13 protein-coding genes are annotated in these 19,063 nt (G+C 72.2%); 4 read left to right on the top strand and 9 right to left on the bottom strand.

Translation table 11 applies throughout. The features are described 5' to 3' along the window. Positions 1–46 precede the first annotated feature (46 nt). From DRB89_RS25860 to DRB89_RS25840, 5 genes are all read right to left on the bottom strand, one after another. Positions 47–898, bottom strand: coding sequence for a sugar nucleotide-binding protein (locus tag DRB89_RS25860; protein ID WP_112450716.1), 852 nt, complete (start codon positions 896–898; stop codon positions 47–49). A gap of 70 nt (positions 899–968) precedes the next feature. After that, positions 969–1,436, bottom strand: a complete 468-nt coding sequence (locus tag DRB89_RS25855) for a GNAT family N-acetyltransferase (protein ID WP_112450715.1) — start codon at positions 1,434–1,436, stop codon at positions 969–971. Positions 1,437–1,503: 67 nt separating this feature from the next. After that, positions 1,504–2,826, bottom strand: coding sequence for a UDP-glucose/GDP-mannose dehydrogenase family protein (locus DRB89_RS25850; protein WP_112450714.1), 1,323 nt, complete (start codon positions 2,824–2,826; stop codon positions 1,504–1,506). Positions 2,827–2,909: 83 nt separating this feature from the next. Then, complete coding sequence (locus DRB89_RS25845; RefSeq protein WP_112450713.1) at positions 2,910–4,154, bottom strand: hypothetical protein; 1,245 nt, start codon at positions 4,152–4,154, stop codon at positions 2,910–2,912. Positions 4,155–4,218: 64 nt separating this feature from the next. Next, the gene (locus tag DRB89_RS25840; protein ID WP_162688724.1) at positions 4,219–5,448 is read right to left on the bottom strand and encodes an aminotransferase class III-fold pyridoxal phosphate-dependent enzyme; all 1,230 of its coding nucleotides are present in this window, start codon (positions 5,446–5,448) and stop codon (positions 4,219–4,221) included. A 315-nt stretch (positions 5,449–5,763) separates the two neighbouring features. Between DRB89_RS25840 and DRB89_RS25835 the strand changes: the two genes are divergently transcribed. Further along, positions 5,764–7,113 carry a helix-turn-helix transcriptional regulator gene (locus DRB89_RS25835; RefSeq protein WP_112450711.1) on the top strand — a complete coding sequence of 450 codons (1,350 nt, stop codon included), beginning with the start codon at positions 5,764–5,766 and terminating at the stop codon, positions 7,111–7,113. A 474-nt stretch (positions 7,114–7,587) separates the two neighbouring features. Here the strand turns inward: DRB89_RS25835 and DRB89_RS25830 are convergent, their stop codons facing one another. Further along, positions 7,588–8,808: an amidohydrolase family protein gene (locus DRB89_RS25830; RefSeq protein ID WP_112450710.1), complete on the bottom strand. Its 1,221-nt coding sequence runs from the start codon at positions 8,806–8,808 to the stop codon at positions 7,588–7,590. 153 nt (positions 8,809–8,961) lie between these two features. On the opposite strand from DRB89_RS25830, the gene DRB89_RS25825 reads away from it, so the two are divergent. From DRB89_RS25825 to DRB89_RS25815, 3 genes are all read left to right on the top strand, one after another. Beyond that, positions 8,962–12,204 carry a BTAD domain-containing putative transcriptional regulator gene (locus tag DRB89_RS25825; RefSeq protein ID WP_239516340.1) on the top strand — a complete coding sequence of 1,081 codons (3,243 nt, stop codon included), beginning with the start codon at positions 8,962–8,964 and terminating at the stop codon, positions 12,202–12,204. A 227-nt stretch (positions 12,205–12,431) separates the two neighbouring features. Beyond that, positions 12,432–12,644, top strand: coding sequence for a hypothetical protein (locus DRB89_RS25820; protein WP_112463434.1), 213 nt, complete (start codon positions 12,432–12,434; stop codon positions 12,642–12,644). A gap of 260 nt (positions 12,645–12,904) precedes the next feature. Next, entirely contained in the window at positions 12,905–14,068 is a 1,164-nt protein-coding gene (locus DRB89_RS25815; protein ID WP_112463433.1) for a helix-turn-helix domain-containing protein, read from the top strand. Here the strand turns inward: DRB89_RS25815 and DRB89_RS25810 are convergent. The 3 genes from DRB89_RS25810 to DRB89_RS25800 all read right to left on the bottom strand — a co-directional run bounded on the left by DRB89_RS25810 (position 13,989) and on the right by DRB89_RS25800 (position 18,744). After that, a complete protein-coding gene (locus DRB89_RS25810; RefSeq protein ID WP_112450708.1) occupies positions 13,989–15,944 on the bottom strand; it encodes an APC family permease in 1,956 nt (651 codons plus the stop codon). The genes DRB89_RS25815 and DRB89_RS25810 overlap by 80 nt on opposite strands. A 67-nt stretch (positions 15,945–16,011) precedes the next feature. Further along, positions 16,012–16,467 (bottom strand): (2Fe-2S)-binding protein, encoded by a 456-nt coding sequence (locus DRB89_RS25805; RefSeq protein ID WP_112450707.1) that lies wholly within the window; start codon positions 16,465–16,467, stop codon positions 16,012–16,014. Between the two features lie 15 nt (positions 16,468–16,482). Continuing rightward, positions 16,483–18,744, bottom strand: coding sequence for a molybdopterin cofactor-binding domain-containing protein (locus tag DRB89_RS25800; RefSeq protein WP_239516339.1), 2,262 nt, complete (start codon positions 18,742–18,744; stop codon positions 16,483–16,485). Positions 18,745–19,063: the final 319 nt, after the last annotated feature.

The raw sequence follows: 19,063 nt of genomic DNA, 5'->3' as shown, positions 1-19,063 counted from the left end.
AGAGGAGAGCAACTCGCCGACAAAGCCAAGGCCAGCCGCCGCGCGTTCATGGGCCCACAGGCTGGGCTGTTACACCAGAGCGATGCAGGAACTGCCGGACCCCGCGCAGTGTGGTGCGCAGATCGCGCTGGGTCGCCTGGCTGTCGAGGCGTACGTCGAGGGCGCCGGGGAGCGCGCTGTCGACCCGTAGGCCGGTGGGGAGCCGGGAGGCATCGAGCCCGTCCCGCTTGGCGATGAGGGTGCCCAGTTCGTGTCGGCTCACGGCGTCGCGGCCTGCGAGGTGGTGGACGCCGGTCGCGTCGGCGGCCGCCAGCTCCAGGAGGGCGGCGGCCAGGTCGGTGACGTGCACAGGGCAGCGGATGTCGTCGGTGAACAGGACGCCGTCGCGCGTGCCGGCGACGAGTTCGTGCACGGCCTTCTCGTGTACCGACCGCCCGTGGCCGATGATCAGCGATGTCCGGGCGACCGCGGCCTTCGGGTGCACGGCGAGGACGCCGGTCTCTGCCGCGGCCTTGGCCGCGCCGTAGGGGGTGACGGGGTCGGGGAGGCTGGACTCGTCGTAGCGGACTCGCGCGCCGGAGAACACCGCGTCACTGGACACGTGGACCATGCGGGTTCCGTACCTCGCCGCCGCCATCGCGAGGCGGATGGGGCCCTCTGCCGTAGTCGCCCAGTCGGCCGAGCCGCTCGACGCGTTGAGGACGAGCTGCGGGCGCACCTCGGACATGACGGCGTCCAGGGTTCCCGCGTCCCGTAGATCAAGGTGGCGCCACGTGGTTGGGGAGGCGGAGCCGGGCTTGGTCGCGTACGTCGCGACGGTCGTGTGCCCTGCTGTTCTCGCCTGCCGGACCAGCTCGGTCCCGAGGAAGCCGCTGCCGCCGACGATCAGAACTGTCATTGCGACACCGTAGACCGGCCCTACAACGTTGAAGGCGGTCACCCTGGAGTTCGGGTGACCGCCTTCAACGTCAGCGCGGGGGTCGGGGCTGCCAGAGGTATCGGACGTCCGGCTCGCGCTCGTCGTTGCGCAGACCGTCCGTTCGCTCGACGGCGATGAAGCCGTGTCGCTCGTAGAACCGGTGCGCCGATTCGTTGACCTGGAACGTCCACAGCGCCAGCCCGTCCGGCTGCCGCTGCTTCGCCAGGTACATGAACCGGTCACCGAGGCGCCGACCGCGCCACGCGGGGTCGAGGTAGAGCTGCTTCAGCTCTCCGCCGCCCAGCACCATGAGCCCGACCACGCTGTCGCCGGTGACCGCGACCCAGGTCTCGTATTGGGGCACGAGCACGCGTGCGAACCAGTCGCGTACGTCGGCCTCGTCATGGGCGCAGCGCACGGCGGGCAGCGCGGCGGCGAAGGAACGCAGCCAGACGTCGGCCGCGGGACGCGCGTCGCGGTCGTCGGCGCGACGGAGTAGAACGTCGTCACTGGTCATGGCGAGGCACCTCCGGATTTCCAGGGCGAGGGGGAACTGGTGCGGGCCTTCTCGCTGGGGACCGGCTCTACTTCCCGGGGCGTCCGAGCTGGTGGACGGTCCAGCCGGCCGTGCGCCAGGGCTCGGGGTCCAGGGTGGTGCGGCAGTCGACGAGCAGGGGGTTGGCCGTTCGGGCCGCGAGGGCGCGGGGGTCGGTCTGCCGGTACTCCGGCCACTCGGTGGCCAGGACGACGAGGTCGGCTCCGTCGACGGATTCGGCGAGGTCGTCGGTGTAGTCCAGCTCGGGGTTGCGGGTCATGGCGGAGGCCACGGCCTGCGGGTCGTGAACGGTGACGTTGCCGCCGGCCTGCTGGAGGGCATGGGCGAGCGCGAGCGCGGGGCTTTCGCGGACGTCGTTGGTGCCGGGCTTGAAGGCGGCGCCCCACACGGTGATCTTGGCGTTCTTGACCGTGCGGTCACCCAGGGCCTCGCGGATGAGGTCCATGGCGACGTCGGTGCGGCTCTCGTTGATCTTCTCGGCGGCGAGCAGGAGCGTGGCGGCCTGCTCGGCGCCGAGCTGGCGGGCGGAGGCGGTGAAGGCGCGGACGTCCTTGGGGAGGCAGCCGCCGCCGTAGCCGATGCCCGGCCGCATCCCGCCGCTGCCGATCCGTGGGTCGATGCCGAGGATGTCCACAATCTGGGAAACATCGCCCCCGGCGGCCTGACACATGTCGGCGACCGCGTTGATGTAGCTGATCTTCAAACCGAGGAAGCTGTTCGCCGCGCCCTTGGCGAGTTCAGCGGTCTGCGGATCCGTGATGAAGATCGGGACACCGGCGTCGAGGATGGGGGCGTAGACGGCGCGGATCGCCTTCTCGCCCTCGGCAGTGGTGACGCCTGCGATGAGACGGTCCGGTCGGAGCGTGTCCTCCACGGCATGGCCTTCACGGAGGAACTCCGGGTTCCACACGACCTCGACGGCCTCGCCGGCGGGAGCCAGCCGCTGGGCGAGGGTGGTGACCTGAACGGTGGTGCCCACAGTGACCGTGGACTTCCCGACGATCGTGCACGGCCGGTCCAAGTGGGGGGCGAGCTGGCGGATAGCGCCGAAGACCTGTGCGGTGTCGTAGGAGCGGCCGTCCGCGTCGATCGGCGTGCCAACGCCGATGAAGTGCAACTCGCCGAAGGCCGCGGCCTCGCGGATGTCGGTGGTGAACCGCAGGCGCCCGCTCGCGGTGTGGCGGGCGAGCAGCTCGGGAAGTCCGATCTCGTAGATGGGGCACTGGCCGGAGTTCAGGCTGTCGACCTTGGCCTGGTCGACGTCCACGCCGATGACTTCGTGACCCAGTTCGGCCATCGCCGCCGCGTGCGGGATGCCGAGGTGTCCGCAGCCGATTACTGAAATGCGCATTCCTTGACTCTCATCCTGGGAGGGGCCCGTGGCGGGGCCGGGGAACGAGCCCAGAGGCTAGCGCCGTTCCCCGGCCCCACATTTCACGCGCTGGTCGCGTTGGGGTTCAGCAGTTGCTCCAGCTCGCTGATCGCGACGGCGGCCGTCTGCCGTACGACGACGTCACCGGTCTGCGGGGCCTCCAGCGGGTACTCGAACCAGGTTCCGTCCGGACGGGGGAAGCCCTCCGGGTCGACGAGGAACACCTTGAGGCCGGCCGCGCGGGCCCGCTTGGCCACCCACCGGCGGTCGGCGTGCAGCCCGAGAACGACCAGGGCCTTCGCCTCGGGGTGGAAGGTGACCGGCGGAATCCGCTGGTCGTAGCGGCGCATGAACTGCTCCTCGAACCCGGCGCGGGCGCCGAGCGCGTCGAAGTTGTTCGTGATGAACGGGCCGACCATGTGCCCGGCCTCCTCCATCCGCCTCAGGGTGCGCAACGCCGGGGTGACCTCGGCGTCGAAGCAGGCCCGGTACATGTCTGACAGCTCCGCCACCTTGTCCTCGGTGTCGAGGAACATCTCCGCGAGCAGCGGGTCCCTCCCTGGGGCGAGGACGAACGTGAAGCCCTTGCGCAGCTGCTCGTCTTCGATCTCGTTGACGTGGTACATCTCGTGGAGCCGGTGCAGTGGCGGAATCCCGGCCTCGTAGGAGACGCCGCAGCCGACCTCGACCTGGAACGGCAGGAAGTCCGTGAGCTGCGCCAGGTCGTCGGCGTAGACCGGCTGTCCGGGGGTGTCCTTGACCCGGACCCCATGGGTCAGGACCTCCCACGGCCGGCGCCGGATCGCCCTGGGCGGGAACGTGTTGACGGAGGTGAACGTAGTGTCGATGACCTCATAGTCCGCCGGAAGCCAGCGGCCTGCCCGCAGGTCCTCCGGGTGCTCTTCGACGCGGATCATGTGGACGCGCAGATCACCCAGCTCGAACCGGCCCGGCCCGACCTTCTTCCAGCCGCCCTCGGCCAGCATGGCGTGGTTCTCCTCCCACGCCACCTCGATCTCGGCCAGCGGCGCGGCCACCGAGTGGTAGAGGTACATCTGCGTCATGGCGAGGGCCGGCGCGGCCGTGGTGTCCACGAGCCCGTACTGGTGCCAGTAGTGGACGATGCGACGCCGCGCGTCGCCCTCGCCCGACCAGCCGGAGTTCGCGGCCGTCTCCTCCTGCTGGGTGCGCCTCCAGATGCCCTCCTCCTCGAAGCGGGGCCGGTCCGCGGTCACCCCGTAGAAGTCGTGCCACTTGCGGAGCTGGGCCTCATCGAGCTGGTCGATGACCGTGATGGGAAACTGCATGTCGTGTCCTCGGATTCTGATGCGAGACGGTCCGTCCCCAAGGGCGGGACGCGGCGGGTGTGGTCTAGCTGAGGGAGGCCACCGCGTCGGTGAGCGCGGCCGTCAGGAAGTCGATGTCCTCGTCGCTGGAGTTCAGCGGGGGCGCGACGACCAGGCCCTCGCTGCGCGGGTCACCGGCTCCGGTGAACGGGTAGAAGAAGACGCCGCGCCGCTCGCACTCCTCCATCAGGGGCCAGAGCAGGCCAGGGGCGACCTCCACCCCGTACAGGTGGCCGACGCCCCGGACCTCTCGCACCGGCGCCCAGCCGGTCAGGGACCGCAGAGCCGTTCCGAGGCGCTCTCCGCGAGTGGCGAAGGCTCTGAAGTCCATCGCTTCGAGCTCGTCCAGGACTCCGAGGCAGGCCGCGGCCTGGAGGGGATGGGTGGCCATGGTGCCCATCGCGGGCAGCGGGTCCACGTCCTTGTGGCGCAGCAGCGGCGCGATCTCGGGCGACACCAGTACGGCGCCCACGCCGACGTAGCCGGCGCCCAAGCCCTTGGACAGGATGACCAGGTCGGGCTCGCAGCCATCCCAGTGATGACTCGCCAGGGGCGTGCCGGTGCGCCACAAACCGGTCAGGACTTCGTCGTGGATGACCAGGACGCTGCGCTCTCGGCAGACTTCCGACACCCGCCGCAGGTATCCGTCCGGGGGCACGAACGCGCCGCCCGTGGTCCCGTTGATGGGCTCGATCAGGACTGCGGCGACGTTCTCCGCGTCCCTGCTGTCGATCGCCCGCGCCACCTCCTCGACGCACGAGGCGTCACACCCGTGCCCTTCGTGGGCGTGGCTGTGCGTCGGCGGGTAGGGGGCAGGGAAGGCGGGGCCGAGACCGTAGCGGTCTTCGGGACGGGGGTTGCGGATCTGGTTGCCCGCGACCCCGAGGGTGAACATGGAATTGCCGTGGTACGACAGGCTGGAGGTCAGGATGTCCCCGCGCCGCTTCCCGTCGCGGACCCGCACGATGTTCCGGGCCAGGCCCACCGCGACCTCCACGCCGAGAGTCCCGCACGTGGTCAGCGCGACGGAGTCCTCCGGTCGGCCCACCACGCGGCACAGGCGGTCCATCAGCTCCATCTGGATGTGGGGCTGGACGACAGCGGCGCCGCCGAACGAGTAGCGGGAGAACTGCCTCTCGATGCGGGAGAAGACCGCGGGACTGCTCTGCCCGACGTTCGCGCAGAGGAGGCCGCTCGATCCGTCGAGGACCCGGTGGCCGTCGGCGCGGTGCAGCCAGGGCCCGTTCGATCCCACGGCTTCGAAGTCCGGTAGAGGCCTGGACGACGTCAGCAGACGTTCCCGATGCTGCAAGTACCGATCCACGGAGAAGTCCCTTCTTGGGCGTGCTCACTGGGTGGGGGAGTGCGCGGTGCTGGTGGACCGCGGCAAGTCCAAGACCACCGCACCAGGACGCGGTACAACAGTGCGTAGCTATAGGGCTGCAAGGAGTTTGCATCTCGTGCAAGTACGGACGGCCGCGTGCCGAGCCCCTGCTCTGCGGGGCCCACGCAGCCTCGGCTACACCGGGACGGGGTTATGGATGCAGTTCGGAAGCCGCAGGTGACACCCATGGCGACACCCGGCGAGGTGGTCCGCAGGACGCGTAGAACCCAGGGCATGACCCTGGCCGAGCTCGGGTCGCTGACCGGCTACTCGGCCGCCCAGGTATCCCGCCTGGAGCGCGGGAAGTCCGCCATGACGGACGTCTCCGTGCTCCAGAGGTTTGCCCGGGTGCTCGGCATCCCACCGCAGGCTCTCGGCCTCGCACCGGCCACGAGTGCAGATCCGGATCCACTCAGTGAGCGAACCGGGCCGTATCCCAGCCTGCCCGCCCCTACTCTGGGAAGCCCAGGGCGCGAAGACGGAGAGGACCCGGTGCGCACGCGAAGGCAGCTGCTCGCGAACCTGGCGGTCACCGCGGCGGCCGCCATGGGCGCCCCTGTCGCCGGCGCCACCCCGGCCAAGACCGAAGAGGCACGGCTCGGCGAGACGCTCGTCGCCGGTCTGCGCGACGCGATGCTGGGACTGGACCGCACCGCCCCCGACACGCCCCTGGACCGCCTCGCGGCAGAACTGCACCGCGCCTCGGCCGACTTCAACGACTGCCAGTACTCCAGCCTCGCCCTTCGGCTCCCACGCCTGATTTCCGCCGGGCACCGGTCTGCTGGCGACAGTGACAACTTCCCCGTGCTGGCGCAGGCCTACCTCCTGGCGACGCGCATCCTCATCAAGCTCGACGAGCCGCAACTCGGCTGGATGGCAGCCGACCGCGCCCGGCAGTTCGCCGCCGTCGGCGGGGCGCACGTCGCGGTCGCGGAAGCGGCCCGCCAGCAGGCCGTCCTCGCCCGCAAAGCGGGCTGGCACGATCAGGCCCTGGCCCTTGCCCTGAACGCCGCAGACGACCCGGCCCTGCGCGAACTCGGAAACGCCGGGACCGCTCAGCGAGGTCTGCTGGTCCAGTGCGCCGCCTACACCGTCGCCCACCAACGCGATCAAGCCGGAATGCGCGAGCTGACCAGCGAAGCCACCGCCATCGCCAAGAGCCTGGGCGCCGTCACCCACCTCCGGGACACCAACGGCGGGTTCAGCTGGGCCACCGTCCAGCTCCACCTGATCTCGGCGGAGAACACCGCCGGAGATCCCTCAGCCGCCATCGCCGCAGCAGATGCTCTCGCCCCCCAAGCTCTCCCCACCACGGAACGGCGCGCGCTCTACTTCACCGACCGCGCGAAGGCCTTCGCACAATGGGGCCGGCGAGACGAGTGCATCCGCGCTCTCCTCCAGGCCGAGTACTGGGCCCCCCAGGAAACGCACGCCCGCCCAGCTGTGAAATCCCTCGTCTCCGGCCTGCTGCTCTCCGGGCGCACCACACCCGAACTCCGAGGCATCGCCGCCCGCACCGGCGTCCTGCACAACTAGCTGATGAGGCCCGGCCGGCCGACGCGGGACGCCGAAGAGGGTGGGGGCCGGAGCGGCTCGGCGGGGGCTCGGCGCGTGCGTGAAAGCGCCCGCACCAGCGCGGGAGGCCGCGCTGCGCCGCGTGCTGGACGCGCTGAACCGAGGTACCGGCGCGGCGAGAGACGGTCCGGTCGCCGTGGAACGCAGTTGGCCATCGCAGCTGGACCTCCGCCGAAGGCGAAGCGCGGTACTACGGGCCGCCCATGGCCCGGATCCACGAGGTCGTCGAGGAGCACCTCGGCGACGGGTCCACCGTCCACCTCTGCGACATCCGGCTGCTCTAGCACCCCGGCGGTACGCGACAGCCCCGACCGGCCGCCTTGGCCGGTCGGGGCGCTCCTGCGTGCGGTTGGGCCGGGGGCTGCCGGTCGGGGTGCGGCCCAACAGAGCGCGGGCGGCCCGGATGCGGCCGGATCCGGTGCGGGGCGACCCGGGTCACGCGCCCGGCCAGAGGCCCTCCGGGGTCAGGCCCAGCAGGTCGATCGCGTTGCCGCGGACGATGCGGTCCACCACGTCCGGCGCCAGGTGGCCCATCTGTGACTCGCCGACCTCCCTCGACTTGGGCCACGTGGAGTCCGAGTGGGGGTAGTCCGTCTCGTAGAGGACGTTGCCGACCCCGATCGAGTCCAGATTCTTCAGGCCGAAGGCGTCGTCGAAGAAGCAGCCGAAGACGTGCTCGGCGAAGAGCTCGGACGGCGGGCGCAGCACCTTGTCGGCGACGCCGCCCCAGCCGCGGTTCTCCTCCCAGACCACGTTCGCGCGCTCCAGGATGTACGGGATCCAGCCGATCTGACCCTCCGCGTACATGATCTTGAGGTTCGGGAAGCGCTCGAACTTGCCGCTCATCAGCCAGTCCACCATCGAGAAGCAGCAGTTGGCGAAGGTGATCGTGGAGCCGACGGCCGGCGGGGCGTCCGCCGAGGTGGACGGCATGCGCGAGGAGGAGCCGATGTGCATGGCGATGACCGTGCCGGTCTCGTTGCACGCCTCCAGGAAGGGGTCCCAGTCGTCCGTGTGGATGGAGGGGAGCCCGAGGTGGGGCGGGATCTCCGAGAAGGCGACCGCGCGGACCCCGCGCGCCGCGTTGCGGCGGACCTCGGCGGCGGCGAGGCGGGCGTCCCAGAGCGGGACGAGGGTGAGCGGGATGAGGCGGCCGCGCGCGTCGGGGCCGCACCACTCCTCCACCATCCAGTCGTTGTACGCGCGCACGCCGAGCAGGCCGAGCTCGCGGTCCTTGGCCTCGGTGAAGGTCTGGCCGCAGAAGCGCGGGAAGGTCGGGAAGCAGAGGGCGGACTGGACGTGGTTGACGTCCATGTCGGCGAGCCGGTCGGGAACCGAGAAGGAGCCCGGGCGCATCTGCTCGTACGTGATGACTTCGAGCTTGATCTCGTCGCGGTCGTAGCCGACGGCCGTGTCGAGGCGGGTGAGGGGTCGGTGCAGGTCCTCGTACACCCACCAGTCGCCTATCGGTCCGTCGTCGCCCTTGGCCCCCATGACGGGGGCGAACTTGCCTCCGAGGAAGGTCATTTCCTTCAAGGGCGCGCGGACGACGCGGGGGCCGACGTCGTGGTACTTGGACGGGAGCCGGTCCCGCCAGACGTGAGGGGGCTCAACCGTGTGGTCGTCCACCGAGATGATCTTCGGGAAGGTCTCCATGTCCTCACGGTAGCGCCAATCTGACGAACCGTCAGCTAGTTGGGAGGGGCCGGGTTCTGGATCCGGTAGGACTGGGTCCGCCACGGACTGACGTGTACGCGCAACACAGGGCAGACTGACCCTTACACCTACGGAAGGCAGGGGGGACACCAGATGGACGGCACACCGGCCATCCCGCACCAGCGGAACCACCCCGAGACCGGTGACGCCGCCGCGGGAACCGGAGTCGAAACCGAGGCCGAGACCGAGGCCGAGACCGAGGCCGAAACCGGCACCGAGGCCGGAGCCAGTGGCGGCGCCAGTGCCGGAGCCAGTGCCGGCACCGATGCCAGTGCCGCTGCCCGTGCCCACGTCGGCGCCAGTGCCAGTGCCCACGCCGGCGCCGCTGCCAGCGCCCACGCCGGCGCCAGTGCCCGCGCCGCTGCCAGCGCCCACGCCCGCGCCAGTGCCAGAGCCGGTGCCGGAGTGGTCGAGAACGGGACCGCCGGCGGCAACCGCTTCGCCGTCCTCGGCCCCATCCGCGCCTGGCGCGGCGCCGAGTCGCTGCCCTCCGGAACCCCGCAGCAGCGCGCCCTGCTCGCCGTGCTCCTGCTCCGCGACGGCCGCACCGCCACCGCGCCCGAGCTCATCGACTCCATCTGGGGCGAAGACCCGCCGCAGCAGGCCCTCGCGACCATCCGTACGTACGCCTCCCGCCTGCGCAAGATCCTCGCCCCCGGGCTCCTCGTCAGCGAGTCCGGCGGCTACGCGATCCGCCTGCCCCACCCCGAGGCCCTCGACCTCGGCATCGCCCGCACCCTCGCCGCCGACGCCGAGAACGCGCGCACCGAGAAGGGCGACCGCGCCCTCGCCCGTACGCTGCTGGCCCGCGCCCTGAACCTGTGGGACGGCGAGCCGCTGGCCGGCGTACCCGGACCGCACGCCGACACCGAGCGCACCCGGCTCGCCGAGTGGCGCCTCCAACTGCTGGAGACCCGCCTCGACCTCGACCTGGAGCTCGGCCACCACGCCGAGGCCGTCTCCGAGCTCACCGCCCTCACCGCCGCGCACCCCCTGCGCGAGCGGCTGCGCGAGCTGCTGATGCTCGCCCTCTACCGCAGCGGGCGCCAGGCCGAGGCCCTCGCCGTCTACGCCGACACCCGCCGGCTCCTCGCCGACGAACTCGGAGTCGACCCGCGCCCCGAACTCGCCGAGCTCCAGCAGCGGATCCTGCGCGCCGACGCCGAACTCGCCCGCGCCGAAGACCCGGCGCCGGCCGCCGCGCCCGTCCACGTGAGGCCCGCCCAATTGCCAGCCACCGTCTCCGACTTCACGGGCCGCGCCAGCTTCGTCGGTGAACTCGGTGCGATCCTCGCCGGCGCCGAGGGCCAGGTCATGGCCGTCTCCGCGCTCGCCGGCATCGGCGGCGTCGGCAAGACCACCCTCGCCGTGCACGTCGCCCACGCCGCCCGCCCGCACTTCCCCGACGGGCAGCTCTACGTCGACCTCCAGGGCACCGAGGCCCGCCCCGCCGAGCCCGAGGCCGTCCTCGGCTCCTTCCTGCGCGCGCTCGGCACCCCCGACGCCTCGATCCCCGACTCCCCCGCCGAACGGGCCGCGCTCTACCGCTCGACCCTCGACGGCCGCCGCGTCCTCGTCCTCCTCGACAACGCCCGCGACGCCGCCCAGGTCCGCCCGCTGCTCCCGGGCACCGCGGGCTGCGCCGCCCTCGTCACCAGCCGGGTCCGCATGGCGGGCCTCGCCGGGGCGCACCTCGTCGACCTCGACGTGATGAGCCCCGAGGAGGCCCTGCAGCTGTTCACCCGGATCGTCGGCGCCGAGCGGGTCGGCGCGGAGCGCCAGGCCGCGCTCGACGTGGTCGGCGCCTGCGGGTTCCTGCCGCTCGCCATCCGCATCGCCGCCTCGCGGCTCGCCGCCCGCCGCACCTGGACCGTCTCCGTCCTCGCCGCCAAGCTCGCCGACGAGCGCCGCCGCCTGGACGAGCTCCAGGCCGGCGACCTCGCCGTCAAGGCCACCTTCGAGCTCGGCTACGGCCAGCTCGAACCCCAGCAGCAGCGCGCCTTCCGCCTCCTCGGCCTCGCCGACGGGCCGGACATCTCGCTCGCCGCGGCAGCCGCCGTACTGGACCACCCGGAGCACGCCACCGAGGACCTCCTGGAGGCCCTGGTCGACTGCTCCCTCCTCGAATCGGCCGCGCCCGGCCGCTACCGCTTCCACGACCTCGTACGCCTCTACGCGCGTGCCTGCGCCGAGCGCGACGAGCAGCCGCCCAGCGAGCGCGACGCGGCCCTCGACCGGCTGCTCGACTTCTACCTCGCCACCGCCGCCGGGGTCTACGGCCTGGAGCGGCCCGGCGACCGGCTGATCGCCCACCTCTCCGCCACCCGCCACCCCGGGCTGGTCTTCACCGAGCCGCGCTCCGCCCAGGACTGGCTGTACGCGGAGGCCGACCCGCTGCTCGCGTGCGTGCGGCAGGCCGCCGTACGCACGACCGGGCGCCACGACCTGCTGCGCCGGGCCGTGGACCTGCTGTGGGCGGCCAAGGACCTCGCCGAGTCGGGCGCCAACTCCAAGCAGTACGAGTCCGCCGCCATCGCGCTGCGCGACGCCGCGGAGGCCGCGCGGGACCCGTACGCCGAGGGGCGCGCCCGCACCACCCTCACCAACACCCACCTGGTCGCGGGCCGCTTCGCCGAGGCCGATGCCGAGGCCAGCCGGGCCATGGTGCTCGCCCGTACCGCCGGGGACCTGCTGCCCAGCTGCTGGGCGCCCAACGACCGGGGCATCATCGCCATCTACGAGGGCCGCTACGGCGACGGCGAGCGGTACCTGCTGGAGGCCATCTCGAACTTCCGGGCCGACGCCAACTACGTCGGCGAGGCCAGCGCCCTGTGCAACCTCTCCCGCATCCACGTGGAGCAGGGCCGGCTGTCCAGCGCCATAGAGCTGGCGCAGCAGGGCATCGCCATCTACGACCGGATGGGGCTCACCCTGCGCCTGGCCAACGGCCGCTACGCGCTGGGCATCGCCCTCACCAAGGCGGACCGGCTCTCCGAGGCGCACTCGCAGCTCAGCAAGGCGCTCTCGCTGTTCCACGAGAACCGGCAGCCCCTGTGGGAGGGCGTGACGCACTTCCGGCTGGCCAAGGTCCACCTGGCCGCGCGCCGGCCGACGCTGGCCGCCTCGCACGCGGAGCAGGCCATCGCGCTGCGGGGCATCGGCGGCGAGTGGCGCCGGGCCACGGTCCTGACCGTGCTGGGCCGGGCGCTGCGGCAGTTGGGGCAGCGGGACCGGGCCCGGGTGTGCTGGCGGGACGCCGAGGTGGTGTTCACGCAGCTCAAGTCTCCGGAACTGGCCGAGGTGCGGGCGCTGTTGGCGGCGGAGATCGCCGCCTGAGCGGGTCCGTACGGGGCTGCCCGGGGTCCGGTTGGGGCTGCCCGGGGTCCGTTCGGGCCTGCGCGGGGCGCTGAACGAGACGTTCATCGTTCGTTTATCGCGGTCCGACAGGATGGGGTTCATCGACTCGACGTGTCGGGGGGCACCCGGGTCGGCTGAAGGACCACCCGTTCGGCGGTCCTCGGGGGAATCGCCGAGCGGGCCCGACCCACCCATCAGGAGATCCGATGACGACGAACGAGAACATCCTGCCGACCGATGGCGACATCAGACCGCTCGACAACCACGTCTCGGATGTCGACGTCAAGCCGTTGGGCGATCAAGCGTCGGGCGCGGAGGTCAAGCCGCTCGGCAAGCCGTCGGACAAGCCGAACGACAACCACGTATCGGACCAGGACATCGTGGCGATGGACAACCACGTGTCCGGGCCGGGCCTTTAGTCACAGGTCCGGCAGACGCGTACGGCCCGGACCACGGGGGAAACGGGGGGCCGGGCCGTACGGCACGGAAGCTGTGTCTTATACACCTCTGTCGCGTCCGGCGGACTACCCCGGTTGCAGATGTTTTGTAACGGGAGCGGGCACCCCCGGAAATAAGACAGGGGAGAGCGGCGGCAGCGTCAGATGGGGAGAAGGGACAGGAGTTACGCGAGGACCTGGACCGCCGCGTCGCCGTCGCGGCGCAGCGGCTCGCCGACCGGATGCCGACCGAGGAACCCGCCTACGCCGCCCTGCTCGGGCGGGCCGAACTGCGCGACCGGATCCATCACGTCCTGCGCCAGGCCGTCGAGGGCCTGGCCCGCGGCTCCCGCGGGCTCGCGCCCGATCTCGCCGACGCCCGGGCCGACGGCGCGCTCCGCGCCGGGCAGGGGCTGCCGCTCGAATCCCTGCTGCGCGTGTACCGGCTCGGCGGCCGGCTGGTGTGGCAGACCCTGACCGAGGCCGTGGCCGCGCACGACCCGGCGGCGCTGCCCCGGCTGCTGCCGGCGGCGCCCGCGCTGTGGGAGGTGGTGGACCGGCTGGCGGACGCGGCGGCCGGCTCGTACCGCCGGGCCGAGACCGGGCGCGGCGAGCGCGAGCGGGAGCTGCGGGCTTCCCTGCTCGACACCCTCTTCGACGGCACCGCTCCGCCGGAGACGGCCGCGGAGTCGGCGCACCGGCTCGGGCTGGCGGAGCCCGGCCGTTTCGCGGTCGTGGTCCTCGGCCCCGGCGAGAGCGCGGACGCGCACCCCGCCGCCGGCCTTCCGCGGGTGCTGTGGCGGGTCCGCGCCGATGGGGAGACCGGGCTCGTGGACCTGGGCCACCTCCCGCTGGAGTCCGTACGGGAGGCGCTCGCCCCGCTCGGCGTGCGCGCCGGGGTGAGCCCGGTGGTGGCGGCGCCGGGCGAGCTGGCGGCCGCCCGCCGGCTGGCCGTCCTCGCGCTGCGCGCGGCTCCCGCCGGCGAGGGCCCCGGTACCGTCCTGCTGGACGAGCGGCTCCCGGCGGCCCTGGTCGCGGCCGAGTCCGAACTGGCGGACCGGCTGCGCCGGGTGGTGCTGGGTCCGGTCCTGGCGCTGGCGCCGCAGGACCGCCGGGTGCTGCTGAACACCCTGGGGACCTGGCTGGCCTGCCAGGGCTCGACGACGTACGCGGCGCAGCGGCTGTACTGCCACCGCAACACCGTCTCGAACCGGCTGCGCCGCCTGGAGCAGCTCACGGGCCGCTCCCTGTCCGATCCGTCTCACGTGGTGGAACTGGCGCTGGCCCACACGGCGGTCACCCAGCGCCCGGTCAGCCGGCACCCGGTCACCCCCACGCCCGCTCCGCCTCCGGTGCCTCCGGCGCAGCGGACTTCGCGGACTCCAGGAGATACGGCACGTCGATGACCGCGACCCCGGGGGTGAACAGCAGCCGGGCCTTGAGCCGCAGCGCGTTCTGGTTGTGCAGGGGCTGCTCCCACCAGTGCCCGACCACGTACTCCGGGATCACCACCGACAGCATGTCCGTCCCCTCGTCGGCCGCCTGCTCCTGCACGTAGGCGAGCACCGGCCCGACGACTTCCCGGTACGGGGAGTGCAGCACCTTGAGCGGGATCCCCGGGTCGTGCTCCGCCCAGGCCTGCCGCAGCCGGTCCGCGTCCTCCTCGTCGGCGGCGACGGAGACGGCCGTCAGGGTGTCGGGCCGCAGCCCCATCGCGAAGCCGAGGGCCTTGAGCGTCGGCGCGTGGACCGCGGCGACGAGGACGACGACGTGGTGGCGTGCTGGCTTGCGCGGTTTGACCCCGGGGGCGACGGCGACCTCCCGCGCCACGGTGTCGTAGTGGCGGCGCACGCCCTTCATGCCGAGGAAGAGCAGCGGCATGGCGATGACCACGAGCCAGGCGCCGTGGGTGAACTTGGTGAGCAGGACGATGATCAGGACCACGGAGGTCATCACGGCGCCGACGGCGTTGATGGCGCGCCGGCGGTGGATGTGGATCCGCTCCTCCTGCCGGGTGTCGGGCGAGGCCAGTTCCTGCTTCCAGTGCCGGACCATGCCTGCCTGGGAGAGGGTGAAGGAGACGAAGACGCCGATGATGTAGAGCTGGATGAGGCGGGTCAGCTGGGCGTCGAAGGCGATGATGAGGGCGATGGCGGCGAAGGCCAGCAGGACGACGCCGTTGGAGTAGACGAGCCGGTCGCCCCGGTTGTAGAGCTGGCGGGGCACGTACCGGTCCTTGGCCAGGATCGAGGCGAGCATCGGGAAGCCGTTGAAGGCGGTGTTCGCGGCGAGGACGAGCACGCCCGCCGTGACGGCCTGGAGCAGGTAGAACATGACGTGCCAGTCGCCGAAGGTGGCGCGGCCGATCTGCGCGAGCGCGGTGGACATCGGGGTTCCCGGAGCCAGTCCCAGCTCGGTCGGGTCCGCCGCCACGTGCACCTTGTAGGCCATGGCGAGGACGGTGATCCCGGCGAACATGGTGACGGCGAGCGCGCCCATCGCGGCGAGCGTGGTCGCCGCGTTCTTGCTCTTGGGCTTCTGGAAGGCGGGGACGCCGTTGCTGATCGCCTCGACGCCCGTCAGCGCGGTACAGCCGGAGGCGAAGGCCCGCAGGGCGAGCAGTACCACGGCGAGGCCGACGTAGTTGCCCTCCGCGTGGATCGGCAGTTCGGCGGACTCGGCGCGGATGGTGTCGCCGGTCGCGAGGCGGTAGGCGGCCACGCCGAACATGACGTAGATGACGAGCACGAAGCCGTAGGTGGGGATGGCGAAGACCCGTCCCGACTCCCGGACGCCGCGCAGGTTCATCAGGGTCAGCAGGACCACGAATCCCACTGACAGGACGACTTCGTGGTCGGTGAGGGAGGGGATGGCGGAGGTGATGGCGGAGACGCCGGAGACCACGGAGACGGCGACCGTCATGACGTAGTCGACGAGCAGGGCGCTCGCGGCGGTGAGGGCGGCGGTCTCGCCGAGGTTCTTGGAGCTGACGATGTACGCGCCGCCGCCGCCCGGGTAGGCGTGGCAGGTCTGCCGGTAGGAGGCGACGACGACGACCAGCAGGAAGCAGATGGCGGCGGCCGCGTACCAGGTGAGGTGGAGCAGCGCGACGCCGCCGAGGGCGAGGATCAGCAGGATCTCCTCCGTGGCGTAGGCCACGGAGGAGAGCGGGTCGCTGCAGAAGATCGGGAGCGCCAGCCGTTTGGGCAGCAGGGTCTCGCCCAGGCGTGCGGTGTCGAGCGGTTCGCCGACCAGCACGCGTTTCGCATTGATACGCCTCATTCAGGCATGATCAGCCAAAACTGTATTGTTTTGTCCTTTATCGGGCCTGTGTCACGGGGTGAACCGGCTACATCTTCGCGGCCGCGCTGCGGATCGCCTCCCGGATGCGGAAGTAGGTGCCGCAGCGGCAGATGTTGGCGATCGCGTCGATGTCCTCGTCCGTGGGCGTGGCCGTCCGCTTCAGCAGGGCCACGGCCGCCATGATCTGGCCGGGCTGGCAGAAACCGCACTGGGCGACGTCCTGTTCGAGCCAGGCCTCCTGCACGGGGTGCAGCTCGTCGCCGTCCGCCAGTCCCTCGATCGTGGTGACCGACTTCCCCGCGCAGGCGGAGACCGGCACCACGCAGGGGCGGACGTCCGCACCGTCGAGGTGGCTGGTGCAGGCCTTGCAGACGTCCACGCCGCAGCCGTATTTGGGGCCGCGCACGCCGAGCATGTCGCGCAGCACCCACAGCAGGGGCAGATCGTCGGGCGCGTCCACGGTGACGCTCTGCCCGTTGACGGTGAAGGTGTGCGAGGGCACGGCTCGGCTCCTGGACTAGCGGGGGTAGGGGGTGAAGTCGACGTCGAAGTCGAGGGGGAAGCTGCGCGGCTTGGTCCCGGTGGCCCGGGCGTAGGCGTTGGCGATCGCGCCGACGGCGGCGGGCAGGCCCAGCTCGCCGGCGCCGCCCGGCTCGGTGCCGGTCGCCGGCAGCACGAAGACCCGTACGTCCTGCGGGGTGTCGCGCTGCTGCGCCCAGTGGAACTGGCTGTAACTGCCCTCCAGCGGGAGGCCCTTGTCGAGGTGCAGGCCGGCCCTCAGCGTGGTCGAGATGGCGTCCGTCAGGCCGCCGATCATCTGGGCCTCCAGACCGCGCGGATTGACGGGCAGGCCCACGTCGACGGCGATGACCGCCTTGGTGACGCGGATGTGCTCCGGATCCCGGGTGTCGATCTCCACCAGGCAGGCGGTACGGGACTTGTACTCCTCGTGGAAGGCGATGCCCTGGGCGCACCCGGCCGGCATCGCGCGGCCCCAGCCCCCTTCGGAGGCGGCCTTGTCGAGCACGGCGCGCTGGGCGGCCGTCTTCAGGAAGGTCCGGCGGAACTGGTACGGGTCCCGGCCGGTCGCGCGGGCCAGCTCGTCGACCACGATCTCCTCGGCGCCCCGGGTGTTCGCCGAGTACACCGAGCGCCAGGAACCGGTGGGCACCCCGGTCGGGACCTCGGTGAGCGCCTGGGTGGTGAGCCCGAAGTGGTACGGGGACTTGATCGTGGTGAGGAACAGCGTCTGGGCGAGGGTGGCGTTGCCGATGCCGAGCGGGAGGCTCGCGGCGGTGGCGGTGATGATCTCGCCGAGGCCGTGCCGGAAGTCGGTCTCGGCGGCGGCGACCCGGTGTTCGAAGCTGAGCACCTCGCCGAGCAGGTGGGTGGCGCGGATCCTGTGGTGGGTGGCGGGGCGCATCCGGCCGTGCCGGGTGTCGTCGACGCGGGTCCACATCAGGCGGACCGGGCGGCGGCAGGCCTTGGAGATCCGGGCCGCCTCCAGGGCGGCGTCGAAGAACAGCCTGCGGCCGAAGGAGCCGCCGGCCTGGACCACGTGGACGGTGACCTTGTCGAGCGGCAGCCCGAGATCGGCGGCGATCGTCTCGCGGGCCACGATCGGGGACTTGAGCCCGGACCAGATCTCCGCGCGGTCGTCGCGCACGTCCGCGACGGCGGAGTTGGTCTCCATCGGGGCGTGGCTGACGAAGGCGAAGTCGAACTCGGCGTCCACGTACGGGGTCAGCAGCGGCGGCACCAGCAGCGGCGGCGTGGCGGCGCGCAGCTTCGTACGGACCTGCGCGTCGGAGAGCTGGTCCGCGGGCCCCGGGCCCCAGGTGACCTGGAGGGCGGCCTTGGCGTCGAGGGCCTGGCCGAAGGTCTCGGCGACGACCGCCACGCCGGTGGCGACGGTGACCACGTGCAGCACGCCCGGCATGGCCTTGACCGCGGTGAGGTTGGCGACGCCGCGGACGCTGCCGCCGAGGGTCGGCGGACGGCGCACCACACAGGGCTTGGCGCCGGGCACGTCGAGGTCGACGGTGTAGCGCAGGGCGCCGGTGACCATGGCGCGGGCGTCGATCCGGCTGGTGGGCTTGCCCACGAGCGCGTGCTTCGCCGGCGGCTTGGGGGCGGCGCCGAGGACGATCAGGGCGGGGTCCGCGGCGGCCACGGCGAGCGAGCCGTAGCCGGCGGTGCGGCCGTCGGGGGCGCGGACGGCGCCGTTCGCGGTGGTGAGGGAGGACACCGGCAGGCTCCAGCGCCGGGCGGCGGCCGCGACGAGGCGGGCCCGGGCGGTGGCGGCGCACTGGCGGACCGGTCCGTAGAGGGAGCGGATGGAGTTGGAGGAGCCGGTGAGCTGGTTGAAGAGCAGCTCGGGACGGGCGTCGTCGAGTTCGATCCGTACGCCGGCCAGGGGCGCGTCGAGTTCCTCGGCGACGAGCATCGCCACCGCGGTGGTCAGGCCCTGGCCGACCTCCTCGCGCGGCAGCCGGAAGCGGATGGTCCCGTCGGCGTCGACGGCGAGCGCGAGCAGCGCGGAGGTGGGGGCGCCCGCCAGGATGAACAGGTCGCCGAGGTCCAGCAGGTCGGCGATGGCGGGCAGCGTCGGGATCACGGCGTGGGCGGGCTGCGGGGCCAGCACGTCGGCCCCGGCGCGGGTGACGAGGGCGAGCGTCGGCGCCGCGACGAGGTACGTGAGGAAGGACCGCCGACTGTGGCCTTCCGGCCCGTCGGCGCGGCTGTGGCCCTCGGTCGGCACGTGGCTCTGCCCGGTCATGTCGTCGTGTCCCCACCCTGCGCGCGGCCCGCCGGAGCGGACCTCCCCGGCTCGTTACCGACACGTAGGGTAGCGATCAAGGGGTGAGGTGGGAAGCCCTGGTCAGACCCCGGACGCGGAAGGCGCGAAGCCGCCGGGGCGCGGGGGTCCTCCGTTCGGGGGTTGCCCGCCCGTTCGTGTTGATCCGGGTCCGTACGGCTTTCCGCGGGGCCGGCGGGCAACCCCCCTCGCACAGATCGGCCGTACGATCGACCGCCCCTGTCCGATGGGCCGGTTTCCGGCCGCGGGCGGACGATGGAGGGAGCAGGCCGAGGAGCCT

The sequence above is a fragment of the Streptomyces sp. ICC4 genome (genome assembly GCF_003287915.1).
Classification (GTDB): domain Bacteria; phylum Actinomycetota; class Actinomycetes; order Streptomycetales; family Streptomycetaceae; genus Streptomyces; species Streptomyces tritrimontium.
Note: the sequence above shows the minus strand (reverse complement) of the source record. Positions and strands in the feature narration are given on the sequence as shown.